This is a genomic window from Streptosporangium nanhuense, assembly GCF_059358815.1.
This window is the reverse complement of the sequence record NZ_JCADBG010000021.1, coordinates 54,407-74,052: the sequence shown is the minus strand read 5'-3', so window position 1 is coordinate 74,052 and position 19,646 is coordinate 54,407. Positions and strand designations below refer to the sequence as shown.

20 protein-coding genes are annotated in these 19,646 nt (G+C 71.4%); 13 read left to right on the top strand and 7 right to left on the bottom strand.

Features of this window, described 5'->3' with window-relative positions:
• The first annotated feature begins 80 nt into the window (after window positions 1-80).
• Both AC5L38_RS33025 and AC5L38_RS33020 read left to right on the top strand, forming a co-directional pair.
• Window positions 81-1,355: an aspartate kinase gene (locus tag AC5L38_RS33025; RefSeq protein ID WP_495246734.1), complete on the top strand. Its 1,275-nt coding sequence runs from the start codon at window positions 81-83 to the stop codon at window positions 1,353-1,355.
• Entirely contained in the window at window positions 1,352-2,419 is a 1,068-nt protein-coding gene (locus AC5L38_RS33020) for an aspartate-semialdehyde dehydrogenase (RefSeq protein ID WP_495246733.1), read from the top strand. The genes AC5L38_RS33025 and AC5L38_RS33020 overlap by 4 nt, the downstream gene beginning before the upstream one ends.
• Before the next feature lie 143 nt (window positions 2,420-2,562).
• Here the strand turns inward: AC5L38_RS33020 and AC5L38_RS33015 are convergent, their stop codons facing one another.
• The gene (locus AC5L38_RS33015) at window positions 2,563-3,465 is read right to left on the bottom strand and encodes a hypothetical protein (protein WP_495246732.1); all 903 of its coding nucleotides are present in this window, start codon (window positions 3,463-3,465) and stop codon (window positions 2,563-2,565) included.
• Between the two features lie 617 nt (window positions 3,466-4,082).
• On the opposite strand from AC5L38_RS33015, the gene AC5L38_RS33010 reads away from it, so the two are divergent.
• Both AC5L38_RS33010 and AC5L38_RS33005 read left to right on the top strand, forming a co-directional pair.
• A complete protein-coding gene (locus tag AC5L38_RS33010; protein ID WP_495246731.1) occupies window positions 4,083-4,757 on the top strand; it encodes a TetR/AcrR family transcriptional regulator in 675 nt (224 codons plus the stop codon).
• Between the two features lie 81 nt (window positions 4,758-4,838).
• Window positions 4,839-5,606, top strand: a complete 768-nt coding sequence (locus tag AC5L38_RS33005) for a bestrophin-like domain (protein ID WP_495246730.1) — start codon at window positions 4,839-4,841, stop codon at window positions 5,604-5,606.
• A gap of 157 nt (window positions 5,607-5,763) precedes the next feature.
• Here AC5L38_RS33005 and AC5L38_RS33000 read toward each other — a convergent pair whose 3' ends face one another.
• Complete coding sequence (locus AC5L38_RS33000; protein WP_495246729.1) at window positions 5,764-5,913, bottom strand: hypothetical protein; 150 nt, start codon at window positions 5,911-5,913, stop codon at window positions 5,764-5,766.
• Between the two features lie 868 nt (window positions 5,914-6,781).
• Between AC5L38_RS33000 and AC5L38_RS32995 the strand changes: the two genes are divergently transcribed.
• From AC5L38_RS32995 to AC5L38_RS32985, 3 genes are all read left to right on the top strand, one after another.
• Entirely contained in the window at window positions 6,782-7,750 is a 969-nt protein-coding gene (locus tag AC5L38_RS32995; protein ID WP_495246728.1) for an LLM class F420-dependent oxidoreductase, read from the top strand.
• 5 nt (window positions 7,751-7,755) lie between these two features.
• Complete coding sequence (locus tag AC5L38_RS32990; protein ID WP_495246727.1) at window positions 7,756-9,171, top strand: amidase; 1,416 nt, start codon at window positions 7,756-7,758, stop codon at window positions 9,169-9,171.
• A gap of 171 nt (window positions 9,172-9,342) precedes the next feature.
• A complete protein-coding gene (locus AC5L38_RS32985) occupies window positions 9,343-9,681 on the top strand; it encodes a YkvA family protein (RefSeq protein ID WP_495246726.1) in 339 nt (112 codons plus the stop codon).
• Between the two features lie 37 nt (window positions 9,682-9,718).
• On the opposite strand, the gene AC5L38_RS32980 is transcribed toward AC5L38_RS32985, so the two are convergent.
• The gene (locus AC5L38_RS32980; RefSeq protein ID WP_389908632.1) at window positions 9,719-10,915 is read right to left on the bottom strand and encodes an amidohydrolase family protein; all 1,197 of its coding nucleotides are present in this window, start codon (window positions 10,913-10,915) and stop codon (window positions 9,719-9,721) included.
• 293 nt (window positions 10,916-11,208) lie between these two features.
• Window positions 11,209-11,949 carry a tyrosine-protein phosphatase gene (locus AC5L38_RS32975; RefSeq protein WP_495246725.1) on the bottom strand — a complete coding sequence of 247 codons (741 nt, stop codon included), beginning with the start codon at window positions 11,947-11,949 and terminating at the stop codon, window positions 11,209-11,211.
• A 46-nt stretch (window positions 11,950-11,995) separates the two neighbouring features.
• Here AC5L38_RS32975 and AC5L38_RS32970 point away from each other — a divergent pair, with 46 nt between their 5' ends.
• Entirely contained in the window at window positions 11,996-12,682 is a 687-nt protein-coding gene (locus AC5L38_RS32970; RefSeq protein WP_495246724.1) for a hypothetical protein, read from the top strand.
• 20 nt (window positions 12,683-12,702) lie between these two features.
• Window positions 12,703-13,401: a hypothetical protein gene (locus AC5L38_RS32965; RefSeq protein ID WP_495246723.1), complete on the top strand. Its 699-nt coding sequence runs from the start codon at window positions 12,703-12,705 to the stop codon at window positions 13,399-13,401.
• 63 nt (window positions 13,402-13,464) lie between these two features.
• On the opposite strand, the gene AC5L38_RS32960 is transcribed toward AC5L38_RS32965, so the two are convergent.
• On the bottom strand, window positions 13,465-14,376 hold the full coding sequence (locus tag AC5L38_RS32960) for an SURF1 family cytochrome oxidase biogenesis protein (RefSeq protein WP_495246722.1): 912 nt from the start codon (window positions 14,374-14,376) through the stop codon (window positions 13,465-13,467).
• Window positions 14,377-14,564: 188 nt separating this feature from the next.
• Between AC5L38_RS32960 and AC5L38_RS32955 the strand changes: the two genes are divergently transcribed.
• Window positions 14,565-15,257, top strand: a complete 693-nt coding sequence (locus tag AC5L38_RS32955; RefSeq protein WP_495246721.1) for a VC0807 family protein — start codon at window positions 14,565-14,567, stop codon at window positions 15,255-15,257.
• Here AC5L38_RS32955 and AC5L38_RS32950 read toward each other — a convergent pair.
• On the bottom strand, window positions 15,172-15,756 hold the full coding sequence (locus tag AC5L38_RS32950; RefSeq protein WP_495246720.1) for a winged helix-turn-helix transcriptional regulator: 585 nt from the start codon (window positions 15,754-15,756) through the stop codon (window positions 15,172-15,174). The two genes, AC5L38_RS32955 and AC5L38_RS32950, sit on opposite strands and share 86 nt — an antisense overlap.
• A gap of 67 nt (window positions 15,757-15,823) precedes the next feature.
• Between AC5L38_RS32950 and AC5L38_RS32945 the strand changes: the two genes are divergently transcribed.
• Together AC5L38_RS32945 and AC5L38_RS32940 are read left to right on the top strand one after the other, a co-directional pair.
• Window positions 15,824-16,543 (top strand): GNAT family N-acetyltransferase, encoded by a 720-nt coding sequence (locus AC5L38_RS32945; protein WP_495246719.1) that lies wholly within the window; start codon window positions 15,824-15,826, stop codon window positions 16,541-16,543.
• Window positions 16,544-16,771: 228 nt separating this feature from the next.
• On the top strand, window positions 16,772-17,368 hold the full coding sequence (locus AC5L38_RS32940) for a TetR/AcrR family transcriptional regulator (RefSeq protein WP_495246718.1): 597 nt from the start codon (window positions 16,772-16,774) through the stop codon (window positions 17,366-17,368).
• Between the two features lie 198 nt (window positions 17,369-17,566).
• On the opposite strand, the gene AC5L38_RS32935 is transcribed toward AC5L38_RS32940, so the two are convergent.
• Window positions 17,567-17,878: a hypothetical protein gene (locus AC5L38_RS32935; RefSeq protein ID WP_344743918.1), complete on the bottom strand. Its 312-nt coding sequence runs from the start codon at window positions 17,876-17,878 to the stop codon at window positions 17,567-17,569.
• Between the two features lie 140 nt (window positions 17,879-18,018).
• On the opposite strand from AC5L38_RS32935, the gene AC5L38_RS32930 reads away from it, so the two are divergent.
• Complete coding sequence (locus AC5L38_RS32930; RefSeq protein WP_495246717.1) at window positions 18,019-19,488, top strand: DUF7059 domain-containing protein; 1,470 nt, start codon at window positions 18,019-18,021, stop codon at window positions 19,486-19,488.
• Window positions 19,489-19,646 lie beyond the last annotated feature (158 nt).

Below are 19,646 nucleotides of genomic sequence, written 5' to 3'. Positions count from 1 at the left end.
ACTGGTTTGATCAGAGGGCCTCAGCGAGGGCGCCAGTAGACTGTGAGCTCCACAGCCCTAGATTGCTTCGGAGACATCTCGTGGCGCTCGTTGTTCAGAAGTATGGTGGTTCGTCCGTCGCCGACGCGTCCTGCATCAAGCGGGTCGCGCAGCGGATCGTCGCGACGAAAAAAGCCGGCAACGACGTCGTGGTGATCGTCTCGGCCATGGGCGACACGACGGACGAGCTGCTCGACCTCGCCCAGCAGGTCTCGCCGCTCCCGCCGGGCCGCGAGCTCGACATGCTGCTCACCTCGGGTGAGCGCATCTCGATGGCGCTGCTGGCGATGGCGATCGCCAACCTGGGTCAGGAGGCGCGCTCGTTCACCGGGTCCCAGGCCGGCGTGATCACCGACTCCTCGCACGGCCGCGCGCGCATCATCGACGTGACGCCCGGCCGGATCCGCGGGGCGCTCGACAGCGGCCAGATCGCGATCGTGGCCGGGTTCCAGGGCGTCTCGCAGGACACCAAGGACATCACCACGCTCGGCAGGGGCGGCTCCGACACCACCGCGGTCGCGCTCGCCGCCGCCCTGAGCGCCGACGTGTGCGAGATCTACACCGACGTGGACGGCGTCTTCACCGCCGACCCCCGCATCGTCCCGGCCGCCCGTAAGATCCCCCAGATCTCGTACGACGAGATGATGGAGATGGCGGCGTGCGGTGCGAAGATCCTGCACCTGCGCTGCGTCGAGTACGCTCGCCGCTTCAGCCTGCCGATCCACGTCAGAAGCTCGTTCAGCACCAAGGAAGGCACGTGGGTCGTCTCCGACCCCGACAGCGAAGGAACAGAGATGGAGCAGCCGATCATCTCCGGCGTCGCGCACGACCGGAGCGAGGCCAAGATCACCGTTGTCGGGGTGCCCGACAAGGTCGGTGAGGCTGCGACGATCTTCAAAACGCTCGCCGACGCCGAGATCAACATCGACATGATCGTGCAGAACGTGTCGGCGGCGACGACCGGCCGGACGGACATCTCCTTCACGCTGCCCACGAGCGACGGCTCGGCCGCGCTCACCGCGCTGAAGAAGATCCAGGAGCGCATCGGCTTCGAGTCGCTGCTCTTCGACGACCAGATCGGCAAGGTCTCGCTGATCGGGGCGGGCATGCGCTCGCACCCGGGCGTCACCGCGACGTTCTTCGCCTCCCTCGCCGACGCGGGGGTGAACATCGAGATGATCTCCACCTCGGAGATCCGCATCTCGGTGATCGTCGGGCAGGACGAGGTGGACACGGCGGTCAGCGCCGCGCACCGCGCGTTCGACCTCGACGCGGACCAGGTTGAAGCTGTGATCTACGGAGGTAGCGGGCGATGAGCCGCAAGCCCACCCTTGCCCTGATCGGCGCGACCGGTGCCGTCGGCACCGTGATGCGCGACATCATCTCCAACCGCGAGGACGTCTACGGCGACATCAAGCTCGTCGCGTCCGCCCGCTCGGCCGGCAAGGTCCTGCGGGTCCGCGGCGAGGACCTCGTCGTCCAGGAGCTGACCCCCGAGGTCTTCGACGGGGTCGACATCGCGATCTTCGACGTGCCGGACGAGGTCTCCGCGACCTGGGTGCCGATCGCCGCCGAGCGCGGGGCCGTCGTCATCGACAAGTCGGGCACCTTCCGGATGAACCCCGAGGTCCCGCTGGTCGTGCCGGAGGTCAACCCGCAGGCCGCGCGCACCAGGCCGCTGGGGATCATCTCCACCCCCAACTGCACGACCCTGTCGATGATGGCCGCGATGGGCGCCCTGCACGAGGAGTACGGCCTGCGCGAGCTGGTCGTCGCCTCCTACCAGGCGGTCTCCGGCGCGGGCGTGGCGGGCTCGGCCCGCCTCTACGACGAGGTCGAGGCGCTGGCGGGTGACCGCACGGTCGGGCAGACCGCTGGTGACGTGCGCAAGGCCCTGCAGAACAAGCTCGGGGACGAGGAGTCGCCGTTCCCGGCGCCGGTGGCGTTCAACGTCGTGCCGTGGGCGGGTTCGCTCAAGGACGGCGGCTGGGCCTCCGAGGAGCTCAAGCTCCGCAACGAGTCGCGGAAGATCCTCGGGATCGGCGACCTGAAGGTCTCGGCGACCTGCGTCCGCGTCCCGGTGATCACCACCCACTCGCTGGCCGTGCACGCGACCTTCGAGCGTGAGATCACCGTCGCCGACGCCCACCGGATCCTCGAGGCCGCCCCGACCGTGGTCGTCATGGACGACCCGGCCAACGGCGTCTTCCCGACCCCGGCGGACGTCGTCGGGACCGACCCCACCTACGTGGGCCGGGTCCGCCAGGCGCTCGACTTCCCCAACACCCTCGACCTGTTCGTCTGCGGCGACAACCTCCGCAAGGGCGCCGCCCTGAACGCGGCGGAGATCGCCGAGCTGGTCGCGGCCGAGTTCGCGTAGCCCTTCCCGGGCCGTACGGCCCTCGCGGTGGACCCTGTGCGACGGCGAGGCCGTCGAGGGCGGGCCCTTCGAAGGTCGGTGGTCCCGCGTGGTCGTGTGGTCCGCCGGGTCAGCGGAAGAGGATGTCCCAGTGGTCCGCCGGGTCAGCGGAAGAGGATGTCCCAGTGGTCCGCCTCGCGGGCGAAGAGGGGGCCCGACGTCGTCGAGTGGCCGTACAGGCGGGCTCCGTCTCCCCGTACCCCCTGCGCCGGGTAGTTCTTCGTGATGTAGCGGTTGACGCACGCGTTGGGCTTCACGTCCAGCTTGTAGCCCTCGTAGTGGCTGTAGGGCCCGGGGGCGTGGCCCACCTCGGTGCCGCCGGTGACGACGATGGGACAGCCGCTGCGGCGCTTCAGCTCGATGGCGCTGGAGACGGTCGCGGACCGTACGGCCTCCAGCGAGGTGCAGTTGCTCCCCTGGCGGTTCGCGCACTTGCCCGAGGAGGTCCAGCGCAGGCCCGCCGCCCGCAGGAGCCGCTTGGCGTCCGTCTGCTGGAGTCGTACGGGATGCCGGGCCTGCTGCGCCTGGGGAGGGTTGGCCTCGGCGGCCTCCGCGGGGGCCGCGACGGCCTGCTCCGCCGAGGCGGCGGTCGGGGGCGGGGCCTGCACGTTTCCCTGGGCCTGGAACGCCCGCCCCTCCCCGGAGGTCTGGGAGGCGGTCTCGGATGTCCGGGGGGCTGCTTGCTCGCGGTTCGCGTTCGCCAGGGCGGCGGTTCGCGTTCGCGCGGTGGTCTCGGGTGTCCGGGGGGCCGTCTGCTCGCGGGGCGCGCCCGCCGCGGCGGCGGTTCGGGCTCTCCCGGTGGCCTCGGGCGGTTGTTCGTCCGCCGGGGCGGTGGTCCGCGTTCGCGCGGTGGTCCCGGAGGATCTCGGCGGCGTGTCCTCGGAGGTGACGTTCCCCGTCCAGAGGGGGACCGTGATCCTCAGGTCTCCGGGAGCCGCCCGGTGACCCGGGTGACACAGCTCGCGGGCGTAGCGCCGGGCGATTTCCAGGGTGGCGATGTCGTACACTCCGATGATCGTGGACCGGCGTGCCTTCGCCGGGCCGGCCATGACGGACCGGCTCACGATCGCGGCCCCGGCCGACGCGTTCCCGCTTTCCGCGGTCGCGCTGTCGTGCGGAACCGATGCGATGAAAGATAGCTGCAGAGCGAGCAGTGCTCCGGCGGTGAACCGGGCAGCCCGCTGTCTACAGGGACATGTCCCCATTTATGTATCCCTTGTCGCGGGAGCCCTTCCGCCAGAAGGATCAATCCCACTCCCGAACCCGGATGATCCCTCACGAAGAGTGATTTTTGCCCGGTAGTGGGAATGATCGGGCAGCTCGATGACCTGCTGAGACGGCAATTCTTGATATAGCCGACATATCGCTGTTTGCCGCGTACGGTGCCGTCGTCACGTCCTCAGCGGGTGGCGCGAGGGCGTGCCGGGCACGCCGCGCGGCGGCGCGGGACCGGGAGCGGCAGGGCAATCACCGATATGAGTGGCGGGGGCCATGGAGCGCGCCTAGGGTCGTTCACTGAGGCTCATCCCCGGTGGTGCGGGACGGATGATCTAGGGTTCGTCCAGTGGGGAAAGACCAGACGAGCCCGTTCTCCCAGCTCCAATCGACAGGTGACGAGCCCCCTATGACCGAGCCGCCCCCGAGAACCCGTGGATCGGACAGGACCCGTGAGGTCATCGTGGAGACGGCCCTGCGGCTTTTCCGCGAGCGGGGATACGAGGCGACCACCATGCGGGCCATCGCCGCCGAGGCCGGGGTGTCGGTGGGCAACGCCTACTACTACTTCGCCTCGAAGGAGGTCCTGATCCAGGCGTACTACGACCGGGCGCAGGCCGAGCACGAGGCGGCGTGCGAGAGGCTGCTGGCCGCCGAGCCCCGGTTCGCCGCGCGGCTGACGGGGGTGCTGCGGGAGTGGGTGCGGGTCTCCGAGCCGTACCACGAGTTCGCGGTGAAGTTCTTCAAGCACGCGGCCGAGCCGAGCAACCCGCTCAACCCGTTCAGCGCCGAGTCCTCGCCCTCCAGGGACGCCTCGATCGCGATCTACCGGCGGGTCGTGGAGGGGTCCTCCGACCGCATGGACAGCGAGCTGCGGGCCGAGCTGCCCGAGCTGCTGTGGCTGATGTCGATGGGCGTCGTCCTGTTCTGGGTGCACGACGAGTCGGAGGGGTGCCGCAGGACGCACCGGCTCATCGAGCTCACCGTCCCGCTGGTGGACCGCCTGGTGGGGCTCTCGCACCTGCCCGGCCTGCGCGGGGTCGCGCGTGACTTCATCGCGGGGATCCACGAACTTCGCGAGTGAATCCCGGCCGAATCCCATGATTCGCCGTATCGATCTGATTACCCTGAGTAGCTGATTCGATGACGGTTTCGAGGGAGTCCCATGGGTTGGGTAGCCGTGCTGGTGGTGGTGTCCGTGACGATCGCGCTGATCGCGTTCCGCGTCCTGCGGAAGAGGGGGCGGGACGACGGCGAGCACGGCTCGTCGTCCGTCGACTTCTCCGCCAACCTCGCCCTCGCCGTCTATCTCCTGGTGCTGGCCTACGCCGCGGTCCTGTGCCGGGACGCGCTCTCGGTGTCGGAGGCCGACGTCCAGGCCGAGGCCGAGAGCCTCACCGAGATGTACTGGTCGGTGGCGCCCGTCCCCGAGGCGGCACCCGTCCGGTCCCAGATCCGGCTGTACACCGCGCAGAGCATCGACCTCGACTGGCCGCTCATGGCCAACAGCGAGATGTCCCCGCTACCCGGGCAGACCCTCATGGACATGCGGGCCGAGGTGCTCAGGCTCCGTCCGGTCGGCGAGGAGAGCAAGAACCTCCAGCAGGACACGCTCGACCGGATCTCCGAGGTCTCCCACGCCCGCATCGTGCGAAGTGACGACGCGAGCACCAGCCTGGAGAGCATCTTCGTGATCTCGATGATCCTCTCCGGGCTGCTGGTGATCGCGCTGCCCTGGACGCTGGGGGTGCGGCCCACGACCTCGTCGGTCGTCGCCGACCTGGTCAGGCTGGGGGTGGTCGTCGTCGGCGTGTGCTTCATCATCCTGATCAGCCACCCGTTCAGCGGGCTCGGCGCCGTCGAGCCCGACGCGTTCAAGGCCGCGCAGCGGCAGTACGACCAGATCGACGGGTTGTTCCCCGCCCAGCCGTAGTTCTCCTCGACGGCCCGGCGGCGACCCGGCATGGATCTGGCCGGGGTCTGGCAGGGATCTGGCCGGGGTCTGGCCGGGGTCTGGCACGCACGGCGAAGCCCGCCGGTGGAAGGTTCACCGGCGGGCTTCGCCGCGCGTGCCGCCGTCGGGGCCCGCGCTATCTGCGAACCCTGTGGTTGAAGGCGCTGACCGCGGCGACCGAGATCACGCCGGTGCACATCACCAGCAGGACCAGCCTCCTGTCGGTGCCCTTGCGCCGCTCGGCGTAGCGGTCGAGCACCAGCCGCTGCCGCAGGAGCGGGGGCACGCCGGAGGGAGTCGTCCTGGGCCGGGGAGTGCGGCTCCGGGTCGGCGTCGGTGTCGGCGTGACGACGGCTTCGAGGACGGGCGGGGGTGCCAGGGCGCGGGGCCCGGGGGGCTGTGGGGGCCCAGGGGGCACAGAGGGCTCCGGGTCGGGCGGGGCGGACAGGGTGGGCGTCGGCCGCGCGGGCTCGGGCGTGGGCGTCGCTTCCGGCTCCGGTTTCGGCTCCGGCTTCGGTTTCGGCTCGGGCTTCGGCTCGGGCTTCGGCTTTGGCTCCGGGGCCGGTTCCGGTTTCGGTTTCGGCTCCGCCTTCGGCTTGAACGGGACGTCCGCCGGACGGCCCTGCGCGAGCTCCCACCAGTGCCACCAGTGCCACCAGGGAACCCTCCGGTCATCGGCCTCGGGCGGAGGCGCGGTCGGGTAGGGCGGTTCGGGCTTCAGCGCGGCCGGGTGGCCGCTCTCCGGCTTCGACCGGTGGCCCGGCCCCGGAGACGGGGAGGCGGGCAGGGGCGATCGGCCGGAGAGCAGGCGCGGGGCCACGTGTGACACCCCGGGGTCCGGCCCGTCCTCCGCCCCGAGGGGAGGTGCTCCGGCCAGGACGGGGGCCGCCATGCAGATCGCGAGGGCCGCCACTCCGTGCAGCCCCCGCCGTCGGTTCCTTCGCCAATGCTTCGTCACGTAAAGTTTCTAACATCACACGGAAAGTGGCGGGCCGGTAAGTGGACGGTCGATATAGATCATTGTTTCGATGGCATACCGGCCGGTTGGTACGGCAGATCTATTGACGGCACCCCGAGCGGGTGCGGCAAGCTACTTCAGAACATCGTTCTGGGGAAAGGTCCCCGGCGGCGACCATCGACACGGAGGCGGCACGATGACCACGGGCCCACGCTGGGGTATGACGATCCCCTTCTACGACCGTTCACTGGCCGCCTCCAGGGATCTGATCGCCGAGCTCCCCGGACTCGGCTACACCGACGCCTGGTCCGCCGAGGTCAACGGCGTCGACGGTTTCGTACCCCTGGCGATGGCCTCGGAATGGGCCCCGGGGGTGCGGCTCGGCAGCGCCATCGTCCCGGTCTCCACCCGGGGGCCCGGCCTGCTGGCCATGTCCGCCGCCACGCTCGCCGACCTCGCCCCCGAACGCTTCGTCCTGGGCATCGGGGCCTCCTCCCCGGCCATCGTGGAACGCTGGAACGCCGGGGAGTTCGTCAAGCCGTTCGCCAGGACCAGAGACACCCTGCGCTTCCTGCGCAAGGCTCTCGCGGGCGAGAAGGTCACCGAGCGGTACGAGACGTTCGAGGTCAAGGGCTTCAAGCTGGAGCGCGCCCCCAAGATCCCGCCGAAGATCGTGCTCGCCGCGCTGCGCCCCCGCATGCTGCGCCTGGCCGCCGAGGAGGCCGACGGCGCGATCACCAACTGGCTCTCGCCCGCCGACGTGCGGAAGGTCAGGGCCGAGGCCGGCGAGGAGACCGAGCTCATCGCCCGGCTGTTCGTGTGCGTCAGCGAGGACGCGGAGAAGGTGCGCGAGCTCGGGCGCTGGATGCTCGCGAGCTATCTGACCGTCCCGGTCTACGCCGCCTTCCACGACTGGCTGGGGCGCGGCGAGGTGCTGCGGCCGATGCACGAGGCCTGGGCGGCCGGAGACCGGCAGGCGGCGCTCAAGGCGATCCCCGACGAGGTCGTGGACGAGCTCATCGTGCACGGCGACGCGGCCACGTGCCGGGCCAGGATCCGGGAGTATGTGGACAACGGCCTGAACACCCCGATCCTCGCCCCCATCCCCGGAGGCGAGGTCCCGATCGCCCAGGCCGTGCGAGATCTGGCCCCTGTCGAGGAGTGACCCCCTTGCACGACCTGTTGAAGCTCGACGCGCTCGGACAGGCGCGGGCCGTGAGGAAGGGGGAGGTCTCCCCGAGGGAGCTCGCCGAGGCGGCGATCGCGCGGATCGAGGCGCACGACGGCGCGATCAACGCGGTCGTCCACCGCAGGTTCGAGCGGGCACTGGCGGAGGCGGGCGAGGTCGACCCCGCCGCTCCCTTCGCGGGCGTGCCGACGCTGCTGAAGGACCTGGGCTGGACCATGGCGGGGGAACCGTACGGCGCGGGGTCGCGCGCCCTCGACGGGATGCGCGCCGAGCGCGACGGCTACGCGGTGACCAAGCTGCGCCGGGCGGGGTTCACGATCCTGGGCCGGACCAACACCTCGGAGTTCGGCACCGCGATCACCACCGAGCCGGTGGTGTCCGGTCCCACCCGCAACCCGTACGACCCGCGCTACAGCACCGGGGGATCGAGCGGCGGGTCCGCGGCGGCGGTGGCGGCGGGCATGGTCGCGGTGGCCACGGCCAGCGACGGCGGCGGGTCGATCCGGATCCCGGCGAGCATGTGCGGGCTGGTCGGGCTGAAGCCCGGCAGGGGCAGGGTCAGCTCCGGCCCCTCGGGGGGCGAGCCGTGGGCGGGCTTCTCGGCGGCGGGCCTGCTCTGCCGTACGGTCAGGGACAGCGCGGCGACCCTCGACGTGATCGCCGGGACGATGCCGGGCGACCCGTACGGCGCGCCCGCCTGGGCGCGCCCGCTCGCCGAGGAGGCCGGGGCGGACCCCGGCCGGCTGCGGATCGGTTTCCTCGCCGAGCACCCCGGCGGGGGTTTCCCGCCCGACCCGGACCTGGTGGCCGCGGTCACCGGCGCCGCCGGGCTGCTGGAGGCGCTGGGCCACGACGTCGAGCCTGGGTGGCCCTCCGCGCTCGCCGACGACGGCTTCGCCGTGCACTTCGGCACGGTCGTGGCCGCCCACGTGGCCGCCGACGTGGAGGACATCGGGCGCTGGCGCGGCAGGCCCGTCGAGCCGGACGAGCTGGAGACGCGCAACCGCGTCCTGGGAGAGGCGGGCCGCAGGCTCGACGCGGTCGGCTACGTGACCTCGCGCGACTGGATCGACGGGTTCAGGCGCCGGATGGCCGCCTGGTGGGAGTCGCACGACCTGCTGCTCATGCCGTCGCTGGGGGTGGCGCCCTTCCGCCTCGGCTGGCTGCCTCCCGACGACGTCAGCACCTCGCGGGGCCGTACGAACCAGGCGGTGGCGTTCACCTCGCCCGTCAACGCCACCGGGCAGCCCGCGATCTCCCTGCCGCTGCACCTCACCGCGGACGGCCTGCCGGTGGGGGTGCAGCTGGTCGCCGCGGCCGGGCGGGAGGACCTGCTCGTCCGGGTGGCCGCCCAGATCGAGGGGGAACGCCCCTTCCGGCACTCGGCGATGCGCTAGCCGTACGTCCGCCTCGACACGCCCGGTGATCCGCGAGGGCGCGGCCTCGGCCGGGACGCGTGGAAGGTGGATGTGAGCGGGGTTCGGGAACCCTGTTCGGAATTCACGCGTTATATCGTGAGGCGGTGGGGTAGTACGCCGCCAGGCGAACGTGGTTCCGAGGAGGATTCCATGGCGAAGGCGGCGCGCGCGGCGCAGGCGTGGCGGACGTACAAGGACGTGACGAAGCCGGGCTCGCCCGGTCTCGGAGCCCGTCTGCGAGCCCTCCCAAGAATGATCAGCGCGGTCATGCACGGCGATTACCCCGGCATGGGCAAGGGCAAGCTGGCCATGATGGGGCTCGGCGTGCTCTACATCGTCTCGCCGGTCGACCTCGTCCCCGAGTTCCTGGTCCTGATCGGGGTGGCCGACGACTTCGGCGTGTTCCTGTGGCTGATGGGCTCCCTGCTCGGCGAGGGCGGGCGCTACGTCGACTGGGAGCGCGAGCGGGTCAGGTCCGTCCGGCCCTGAGCCGGATCAGGTCCTGTCCGGCCCCGGGCGGGGAGCGTCAGATCTGTTCCATCCTGAGCCAGGCGCGCGAGGGCAGCGGGTGGCCGAACAGGCGGGCGGCGTTGCCGTAGGCCACCCGGGCGATGTCGGCGGGCGGCAGGCTGCCCAGGTTCGTCGCGACGGCCTGCTGGGTGTCCGGCCAGGTGGAGTCGGAGTGCGGGTAGCCGCTCTCCAGCAGCACGTGCTCCAGCCCGACGGCGAGCCGCACCCCGGAGAGGGCGTGGTCGTTGAGCGTGCCGAAGAAGAAGTTTCTCCGCAGCACCTCGCTGGGCTTCAGGCCGCCCTCCCAGGAGGCCTCCCCGGCCACCGGGTGGTCGAGCGCGTAGTCGGCCCGCTCGGCCAGCATCGGCAGCCAGCCCACGCCACCCTCCACGATCAGGATCCGCAGCGCGGGGAAGCGCAGCGGGACGCCCGACCAGAGCCAGTCGGCGCAGGCGAACATGGCGCTCGCCGGCATCAGCGTGGTGATCGCCTCGATCGGCGTGTCCGGGGACGGGACCGGAGCCCAGGAACCGGCCCCGGCGTGCAGGCAGACGACGGTGCCGGTCTCCTCGCACGCCTGGAAGAACGGGTCCCAGTGGTCGCTGTGGATGGACGGCAGGCGCAGCCGGGTGGGGAACTCGGGGAAGAGCACCGCCTTGAAGCCGCGCGCCGCGTTGTCGCGGATCTCCTTGGCGGCCACCTCGGGGTCGGTGAGCCAGGGCAGCTGCAGGGCGATGATCCGCTCCGGGTAGGTGCCCGCCCAGACCTCCACGTGCCAGTCGTTCCACGCGCGCAGGACCGCCAGGCCCAGCTCCTGGTCGCGGGTCTTGGCGAAGACCATGCCCGACTGCCCGGCCAGCATGCCCGGGAAGCAGAGCGCGGCCCAGACGCCGGCGCGGTCCATGTCCTCGATCCGGGCTTCGACGTCGTGGCATCCGGGACGCATGTGCTCGAACCGCACCGGGTCGAGCGTCCACTGCTCGCGGGGCAGCCCGGCGCCCACGTCGAGCCCGGCACAGGGGTAGGTGGCCCCGCCGTAACGCCAGACCTGGTGACCGGAGTCGGTCTCGACCACCTTGGGCGCCTTGTCGGCGTATTTCTCCGGGAGCCGGTCGTCGAACATGTCGGGCGGCTCGATCAGGTGGTCGTCGGCTGAGATGATCACATAGTCCCGCCGCCTGGGCTCGGGGTCGGGGAGCAGCGGCGTAGTCACACGGTCAACCGTATTCCGCTGGAATAACACTCATCAAGCCGCAAGGTCTCCGCTTGGTATCTCTGTCTCCCACGAAGTCTTTCGCGATGTCTTTCGTGATGTCTTTCGTGATGTCCTTCGCGGCGTCTTCGGCGGGCGGGAGGACAGGGCGGGAGGGCAGGGCTGGGGACGGGGAGGGAGGGCGGCGCGGGAGGTGACGGGCGGGCCCCGGGGCCACCGGAGGGGGGGTAGGGCGGCCCCGGGGGGGCGGGCCCGCCGGAGGGTGCTGCCCGTGGCGGGCCCTGCGAGAGCGCCTACCCAGAGATCGCCTCGATATCAGAATTTTTCAAAAGATGATTCCTGAGAGCGGTCATCACACTCTCGTCCACGCCCAGGGTCCGCAGGCAGTAGTCCCGTACCGGGCCCAGCTCGTCCAGGAAGAGACGCATCGCCTCGGCGGGCGCCTCACCGAACCCCGCCCACTGCAGCGGCTCGCCCGGATGCTCCCGTTCCCAGTACGCGACCATCTGGGGCCTGGCCAGCCCGGTCAGCGCGTAGTCGGCGATCACGTCCTCCTCGGACACCCCCAGCAGCCGCAGCACCAGGGCGACCAGCAGCCCGGTGCGGTCCTTGCCCGCCGCGCAGTGGACCACCACGGGCGCGTTGCCCGCCTCGGCGATCACCTCCAGGGCGCTCCTGAGCTCGGCGTGACCGTCCTGGGCCACCTCCAGGTAGCGGTCGGCGAAGAACCTGGCGACCCCGGCGTCGGGGTGGTAGTCGCGAACGGTGTCCCACCTGCGGTGCTCGACCGGCAGGTTGTGGTAGCCCGGCCCCTGCGGGGCACGGCCGCGACGCGCCACCTCGTCGGGATGGCGAAGGTCGATCACGGTGCGTACGCCGAGCGCGTGGAAACGGTCGAGGTCGTCGTCGGCGAGCATGTGCAGCGAGGCGGAGCGGTAGAGCCGCCGCCAGCGCACCTCCGTCCCGCCGTCCGTCCGGTAGCCGCCCACGTCACGGAAGTTGTACAGCCGCGCGAACTCGATATGCCGGATCACGCCCTCTAACCTATCCAGCGGTGGGTCTCGCGTGATGGGGGCAGGGATGCGAGTGGTAATTCCGGCACGGGACGACATCCCGTACGCCGCGCGGGTGGCACTGCTGTTCGTGCTCGCGCTCTCCACGGTCATCGTCCACATCAACCAGGCACCGCCCCTGCGGCCCGCCGCGGAGCTCGTGTCGGACCTGCGGGCGGGCGGGGTGACCAAGGTCGTCTACGACCGCAACTGGCCCGCCTACGGCACGTTGACGTGGTCCCACGGGCCGCTCTCCTGGAGCCAGGCCCGTTTCGACCAGCCCGACGACGTCTGGGATCCCCGGACCACCCGGCTGGTCCCCGAGGCCCTGGAGCGCCGCCAGGAGGCCTTCCTGGCCCAGGTGCGCGCCGCCGCCGACCCCTCCGTGGAGATCGTGCGCACCGAGGGCTTCGGGGCCCTGGCCGGTTCGCCCGCCTACGGGCGGTGGTGGGAGCCGTTCGGCCCGGCGGCGGTGACGGCCGAGGTCCTGGCCTGGCTGCTCATGCTGGCCCGGCCGAACCCCCGCTACGCCAGCCGCTGGGCGTGGTTCTGGATGTTCCTCACCGGAGGCTCGCTGCTCTACGTCCTGCTGGAGCCGAGACCCCTGTGGCGCGACCCGTACGAGGCGCTGCCCGCACCGGCCAAGCTCGACGGGACACGCGGGTTCGCGATCGCGGTCGCGCTTCTCTTCGGCATGGCGATGGTCAACGCGTGATCGTCCAGAGTAAATAAGGTATGGCACCTGAAGCGCTAGAGGTCCGTCGTGGCCGGCGGATCGCCGGATCGGCCGTCCGGTCGATTCTCCTGATCGTTCTGATTTTCGGCGTCCTGATCACCGTGCTGAACCGCGCGCCCCTGCCGGAGACGCGGGCCGAGTTCCGCGCCGCGGCCGCGGCCGACCGTGTCTCCCTCGTCGAGTACGACGAGCGGGACGGCGCGATCCGCTACGTCCGATGGGTCGAGGGCCCGCTGACCTGGCGCGAACTCGACGCCGAGGCGCTCGGGGCGGCCCCGGCCCCCTACACGACGGCGGACCTCAGGGGCGACATGGGCCGGAGTGGCGCCAAGGTGACCGAGCTGAGCGACTCGGGGGAGATCAGCGTCGGGCCCCGGTGGACCCTGGAGATGCCGATTCCCATCGGCGGTGAGTGGCCGATCGCGGCCTGGGGGCTCACCCTCCTGATCATGCTCGGTTCGACGCCCCGGCTGGGCAACCGGTGGGCCTGGTTCTGGATCTTCGGCGCCGGGTGGATCGGCGCGATCCTGTTCCTGCTGCTCGAACCCCGCCCGCTCTGGTTCGAGGCCGGGCGGGTCCCCGCGCCGCGCGAGCGGCTGGGCGGCCTGCACGGCTTCCTGGTGGGAGCGGTCCTGGGGGCGCTCTCCAAGGTCCTGACACCGGCCGCCGGTTACCTTCTGAACCTCGTGCTCAGCTAGAACCGGCGAAGCGAGCTCCCGGCGGCCTGCCTCCGGGTTCCCTTGTCGCGAGGGTTCTACCGGTCAGGACCCGGCCCGTTCCGCCGGTGCCGCCGCGGCCCGCGGGGCGACGTCGGGCTCCCCGGCCTCCCCGGCCGGCTTCTCGTTCTCGTCGCGTCCGGAGGGGGCGCCGGGGTCCGGGCCGCCGGGTGCGGCCGGTGCGGAGGCCGCCTCCCTGAGGTCGGCCGCCTCCCTGCGGATCAGCAGCGCCCAGCCGCCGATCGCGACCCCGATGAACAGCCACCACTGCACGCCGTAGGCCAGGTTGAGGCCGCCCCCCTCGCCGACGTCCGGCGTGGGGACGGGCGCGGGCGCGGCGGCGGCCGCCGGCGACTGCTCGGTCAGCTCGACGTACCCGCCGAGGAGCTTGTACGGCAGGCGGCGCCCGATCGCCTCGGTGTTGATCAGCAGGACCTGCCCCGCCGGCAGGCCCGCCCGGTCGCGGATGCCCGAGGTCTCCTCGGTCTCGGCGGGACGTAGCCTGCCGGTGACAGTCACCTCACCCGAGGACGGCGCCGGGACCTCGGGAAGGGCGTCGGCGGTGCTGCCCGCCCTGACCCAGCCCCGGTTCACCAGCACGCCGGTGCCGTCCGCCGTGACCAGCGGGGTCAGCACGTAGAAGCCGACCGCCCTGTCCTGGACGCGGCGCCTGACCAGGAGCTGGGCGTTCGTGTCGTACGTCCCCTTCGCGAGGACGGTGCGGTATTTGTCCTGCGTGGAGACGGTGCCGCCGGGCGAGGTGAGCCTCTCCACGGCGACGGGGGCGGCGCGGAGGTTGCCGGTGATCTGGTCGCTACTGGTGGACCTCTCCTCGAAACGCCCGAACTGCCACTGGCCGAGCAGCACGAAAGCGGGGATGACCAGCAGCACCACCACGTGGAGGGCCAGCCATCGGGGAGTCAGCAGGAACCGGTACACGTCATCAAGAGTAGGCACCGGGGGCACCGCCCCGTCCTCCGCGTGTGCCTTTGGGGGCAGCCGGACGCGTCTTTGGGCGTAGTAGGGTGCCCGGGACCGCTCGATCCTCGGATGTCATGGAAAAGCTCGCCGGACACTCCGGACATCACGTACGGTCGTGTGAGATTTCCCCCGGGATGTTCCACCACCTCCGGAGCCCGCCCCTGATGACTGTGCTCATGCCCGCCCCCCCGGCTCCGCTCGTACTCCCCCGCCTCGGGGTCCTGCTGCGGCACGCCGCCCCCAGGGTGTTCGAGAGCATGATCCTTCCCGTTCTCGTCTTCTACGTCGCGCTGATCTTCACCAACGCGAACGGCGCGCTGGCGGTGGCGGCGGCCTGGGTCTACGGCGGCGTCGCCTGGCGGCTGGTCAAGGGCGGCGAGGCGCCCGGCACGCTGCTGCTGGCGGCGGGCACGATCACCGTCAGGGTGGCGCTGACGGTGGCGACGGGCAACCCCATCGTGTTCTTCCTGCAGCCCTGCCTCGGGGTGTTCTGCGTGAGCATGGGCTTCCTGCTCACCGCGCCGCTGCGGAGACCGCTGATCCGGCGGGTGGTGGCCGATCTCGTACCGCTGCCCGACCAGGTGATGGAGCACCCGCGGATGCGGCGCTTCTTCGTGGCGCAGTCGGTGCTGTGGGGCTGCGCCCAGCTGCTGAACGGGGCGCTGAGCCTGTGGCTGCTGCTCAGCCAGACCCTGGAGACCTACCTCCTCGTGCGCACCTCCGCGGTGGCGGTGCTGCTCGGCGGCGCGGCGCTGGTCTCGGTGCTCAGCTTCAGGCACTGCCTGCGGAGGCTGGAGACGCGAGAGACGGAGACCCCGGAGCCGGGGACGCCGGGTCCGGAGACGCGGGCACTGTAGAGCGAAGGCGCGCTCCTGGACCGGGCACCGGGGTGACCTCTCTCGGACCGGACACCTCGTGCCCCTCGGCGCAGCGGAAGTGCTGCTCGACCGGGGCGCCGCAGCCGCGGTGGGTGACGCGCACCGGCGGTCCCTCGTGGTCGCTGAGATACCGGTCGCCCCACTGCATCAGGGCCACCAGGGTCGGATAGAGGTCGAGACCCATCTGGGTCAGCCGATACTCGTCGCGCTGCCGCTGGCCGGGCTCGCGGTAGGGGACCTTGCGCAGCAGCCCCTCCTCCACGAGCCGGGTCAGCCGGGCGCTGAGCACCTGCCTGGGGGCTCCCGTGGCGGCCTGCATGTCGGCGAAGCGCCGCACGCCGCTGAACGCTTCGCGCAGCACCAGGAACGTCCACTTCTCGCCGACGACGCCCAGGGCGCGCTCGATGGAGCAGTTGTGCACTCGCAAGGGCAGGTTGCCGGGAGCCGCCTCATTCATGTGCGAATCGTAGGTCGCCATCGCACCACCTCCAACGTTCACCTAAGTCTAGTTGACATACTCAGCTGTCTCGCGAGACTCTGAGTTCATGATGCGAACTCAGCTGGTGCCGGCGGGCGGTGCCCCGGCGCCCGGGGACGTCCCGGTCGTGCGCGGGGACGTCCCGGGGACGTCCGGGGACGCGGCGCTCGTGTGTGAGGACGTCCCGCGGACGTCCGGGGACGTCGCGGTCGCGTACGGGGACATCGCGCGTGTGCCCGGTGGCGTGGCGGCGGGGAGCGGGGGCCTCGCGCGTGTGCCCGGTGGCGTCGCGACCGGTTCCGGGGACGTCGCGACCGTGCCCGAGGGTGCCGTCGAGATCCGGCCCGCGCGGCCGGACGACGAGGAGGGGATCCGCCGCTTCCTCGGGGGACTGTCGCCTCGCACGCAGGCGCGGAGGTTCTTCGCCGGGATGAGCCGCCCGAGCGTGAGCTTCGTCAGGACGCTGCTCACGGTGGACGAGCGCCGCGACGCCCTGCTCGCCGTGCACGGGGACCTTCTCGTGGGGCACGCGATGAGCTACCGGGGCCAGGAGGCCGACGTCGAGATCGCCGTGGTGGTGAGCGACGAGTGGCAGGGAATGGGACTGGGCTCCCGGCTCGTCCGTGCGCTGATGCGCCGCGCGGCGGGCAGGGGGGCCAGGACGGTGGGGATGGACGTGCTCGGGGACAACCGCACGGTCCTGGCGATGGTCCGCGGGGCGTGGCCGGAGGCGACCATGCGCGTCTCCTCCGGCACGGTCGAGGTGACCGCGAAGGTTCTCCGCTGAGCGACCCCCTGGCCGGTTACCGCGCGGGTCCTGCCCGGTCTCACCGGGCGTCTCGTCGCGGGCGTACCGAAGGGAGGCTCCGGCCGGAGAGGGGGGCGCCGGACCGGGCGGACCGGGCGTCCGGGGTGGCGATGCGGCTCCCCCGGATCAAGGCGGTACGATCGACGTGGTCCAAGCTGTTTCCCGAGCAGTTTGCGGAACAAGGTTCTGTTGCCCCACCATGGATCCGTGAAGACTGCCAAGAGCGGACGCGACGGCCGCACCAGGATCGTCGAGGGTGCCCTGCGCCGATTCAGCCAGGACGGGGTCTCGGCCACCACGCTGGCCAGCCTCCGTGAGGAGAGCGGCGTCAGCGTCGGCAGCTTCTACCACCACTTCGCCAGCAAGGAACACGTCTTCGGCGTCCTGTACGCCGAGACCCTGCGCATCTACCAGGACGCGTTCCTCGCCGAGCTCCAGCGCCACGAGAGCGCGCGGGGAGGCATCGAGGCCATCGTCGCGCTGCACATGTCGTGGTGCGGCGAGAACCGCGAGCGCGCCCACCTGCTGATCAGCGAGCGCCCGCCCAGGCGCGACGAGCCGGGCGGCACCGAGGTGTCGGAGTCGCGCAGGGCGTTCTTCAGGAAGGTCTCCGACTGGTGGCGCCCGCACATGAAGGACGGCCTGCTCCAGCCCGTCCACCCGACGATGTGCTACGTGCTCTGGCTGGGACCGGCCACCGAGATGTGCCGCCTGTGGTTCGCCGGCGCGCACCAGCCCACTCCCGAGGAGATCAGCGGCCTCCGCGAGGCGGCCTGGCAGAGCCTGCGGCAGCAGAACCCCTGACCGGGCAGCAGAACCCCTGAGCAGGCGACAGAACCTGAGCGGGTGGCAGACCCGAGCAGGCGGCAGGCCTGGACGGGCGGCAGACCCGAGGAGGCGGCAGACCTGAGCGGGCGACAATGCCCCCTGGGTAGATGCCCCTGGTGAGCGTCACTGATACTCCGGCCCGGATCACGGGGGCTTTTCCGGGCCGGAGCGGTCTCAGTGTGCTCCCACCAGCTGACGCGTCCGCGTCGACACCCGCCAGACGTCCTCGTCCAGCGAGATGTCCAACCGCAGGTCCTGACGCCGGCGCCGCAGGCCGGGCACCCGCACCCGGTCGGAGACGTCGAACCTGCCGCGCCGGGCGTAACCGAACCCCAGCTCCCCGGGGAAGACCCGTAACTCATCCTGATTGCCGCACCGCGGGCAGGTCCATGCGACCAGATCCTTGCCACGGTGGTAGTCGTGGCAGGCGCGGAAGTATTCGTCAGGGTGAAAACGGGACTCGCAGGCGAAGCAGGGGATCAGCATCATGGATCCTTTGGAGCGTGTGGTGCGGCTCCCAAGAAGTACCGCTTTCCACTTGAAGTCCGCTTGCAGAACGCTTACCCCGGTGGGTAACAGTCTCATCACCGGGAGCATCCGGACGTGCCCGGTGCGAGGATTGTCCGGTGAACGATCTGCTCGGCCGGCTCCGGGGGCTCCTGCTCGACACCGGCTACACCATCGACGGCGTCCGCGAGCGCCTCGGCGACGTCGCCGCCACCGCGCTCTCCCGTGAGGAGACGATCCCCGCCCTGCGCGCCACCGCCGACGGTGACCCGCTCGCCACCCTGATCCGGCTGTGGTGGCTCGGCGCCCCTGTGGAGGCGCGAGCGGTGCCGGCGGGCCTCGCCGTGGAGGAGCTGGCCGCCGCGGGCCTGGTGACCGTCGAGGGCGGCCGGGTCACCTCCGCGGTCCACCTGCAGCCCTGGGAGACCGACGGCGCCGGTGGCGCCGGTGGTTACGTCGTCTCCGACCGCAAGGTCAGGCCGGGCGACCCGGCCCTGCGCCCGGACCACGTCGTCGGCGCGGGCGGCGCCTCGGCGAACCTGGCCCAGCTGGCCTCCCGCCGCCCCGTCGGGCGCGCCCTGGACATCGGCACCGGATGCGGGGTGCAGGTCCTCCACCTGGACGGCAGGGCCGAGGAGATCACGGCCACCGACGTCAACCCGCGCGCGCTGGAGCTGGCCCGCCTCAGCTGGGCGCTGTCCGGGATCACCGGCGTCGACGCCCGGCAGGGCTCCCTGTTCGACCCCGTCGAGGACGACCGCTTCGACCTGATCGTCTCCAACCCGCCGTTCGTGATCTCCCCGGCCGGCCGGTTCACCTACCGCGAGTCGGGCTTCCACGCCGACGACTTCTGCCGCGACCTCGTACGCCGGGCGCCCCGCCACCTCGCGCCCGGCGGCACCTGCCACCTGCTGGCCAACTGGCTGCACGTCGACGGCGAGGACTGGCGCGACCGGGTCGGCGGCTGGCTCACCGGGACCGGCTGCGACGGCTGGGTGGTGCAGCGCGACGTCCAGGACCCCGCCGAGTACGTCGAGCTGTGGCTGAGGGACGCCGCCGAGCAGGGCACCCCGCGCCACCGCGAGCTCTACGACGACTGGCTCGGCTGGTTCGAGGCGGGGGACGTCACCGGGATCGGCTTCGGCTGGATCACGCTGCACGACTCCGGGAGCCTCGACCCCGTGGTGCGGGTCGAGGAGTACGGGCGGCCGGTGGAGCTGCCGGTCGGCGGATACGTGGACGAGGTGCTCGGCGCGATCGTCACGGCGCACCGGCTGACCGACGCCGAGCTGCTCGGCGCGAGGCTCGTGGTGGCCGAGGGTGTGCTGGAGGAGCGGATCGGCCCGCCGGGCGCCGAGGATCCGTCGCGCATCGTGCTGCGGCAGACCGCGGGACTGCGCCGCGGTGTGGCCGTCGGGACCGTGGAGGCCGCCCTCGCGGGGGTCTGCGACGGCGATTATCCACTGGACCCGCTGCTCGCCGCGATCGCGGAACTGACCGGCGAGGACCACGACGACCTGCGGACGAAGGCTCCCGCCGCCCTCCGGCCGCTGATCGCGGAAGGGTTTTTCCACATATCCACAGGGTGACTGTCCACAGGCTGTGGAAATCGCCGCTATCGCTTGTCAATCGGATGGCAAACGCCACGGGAGAACCTCTTGTCGTGGGGCACGGACCCGGGGGGTGAAGGGTCCGTGCCGTGTCCGGCCGACCGTCACAGTGAGGCGGCCGACCCGCGAGCGACGCA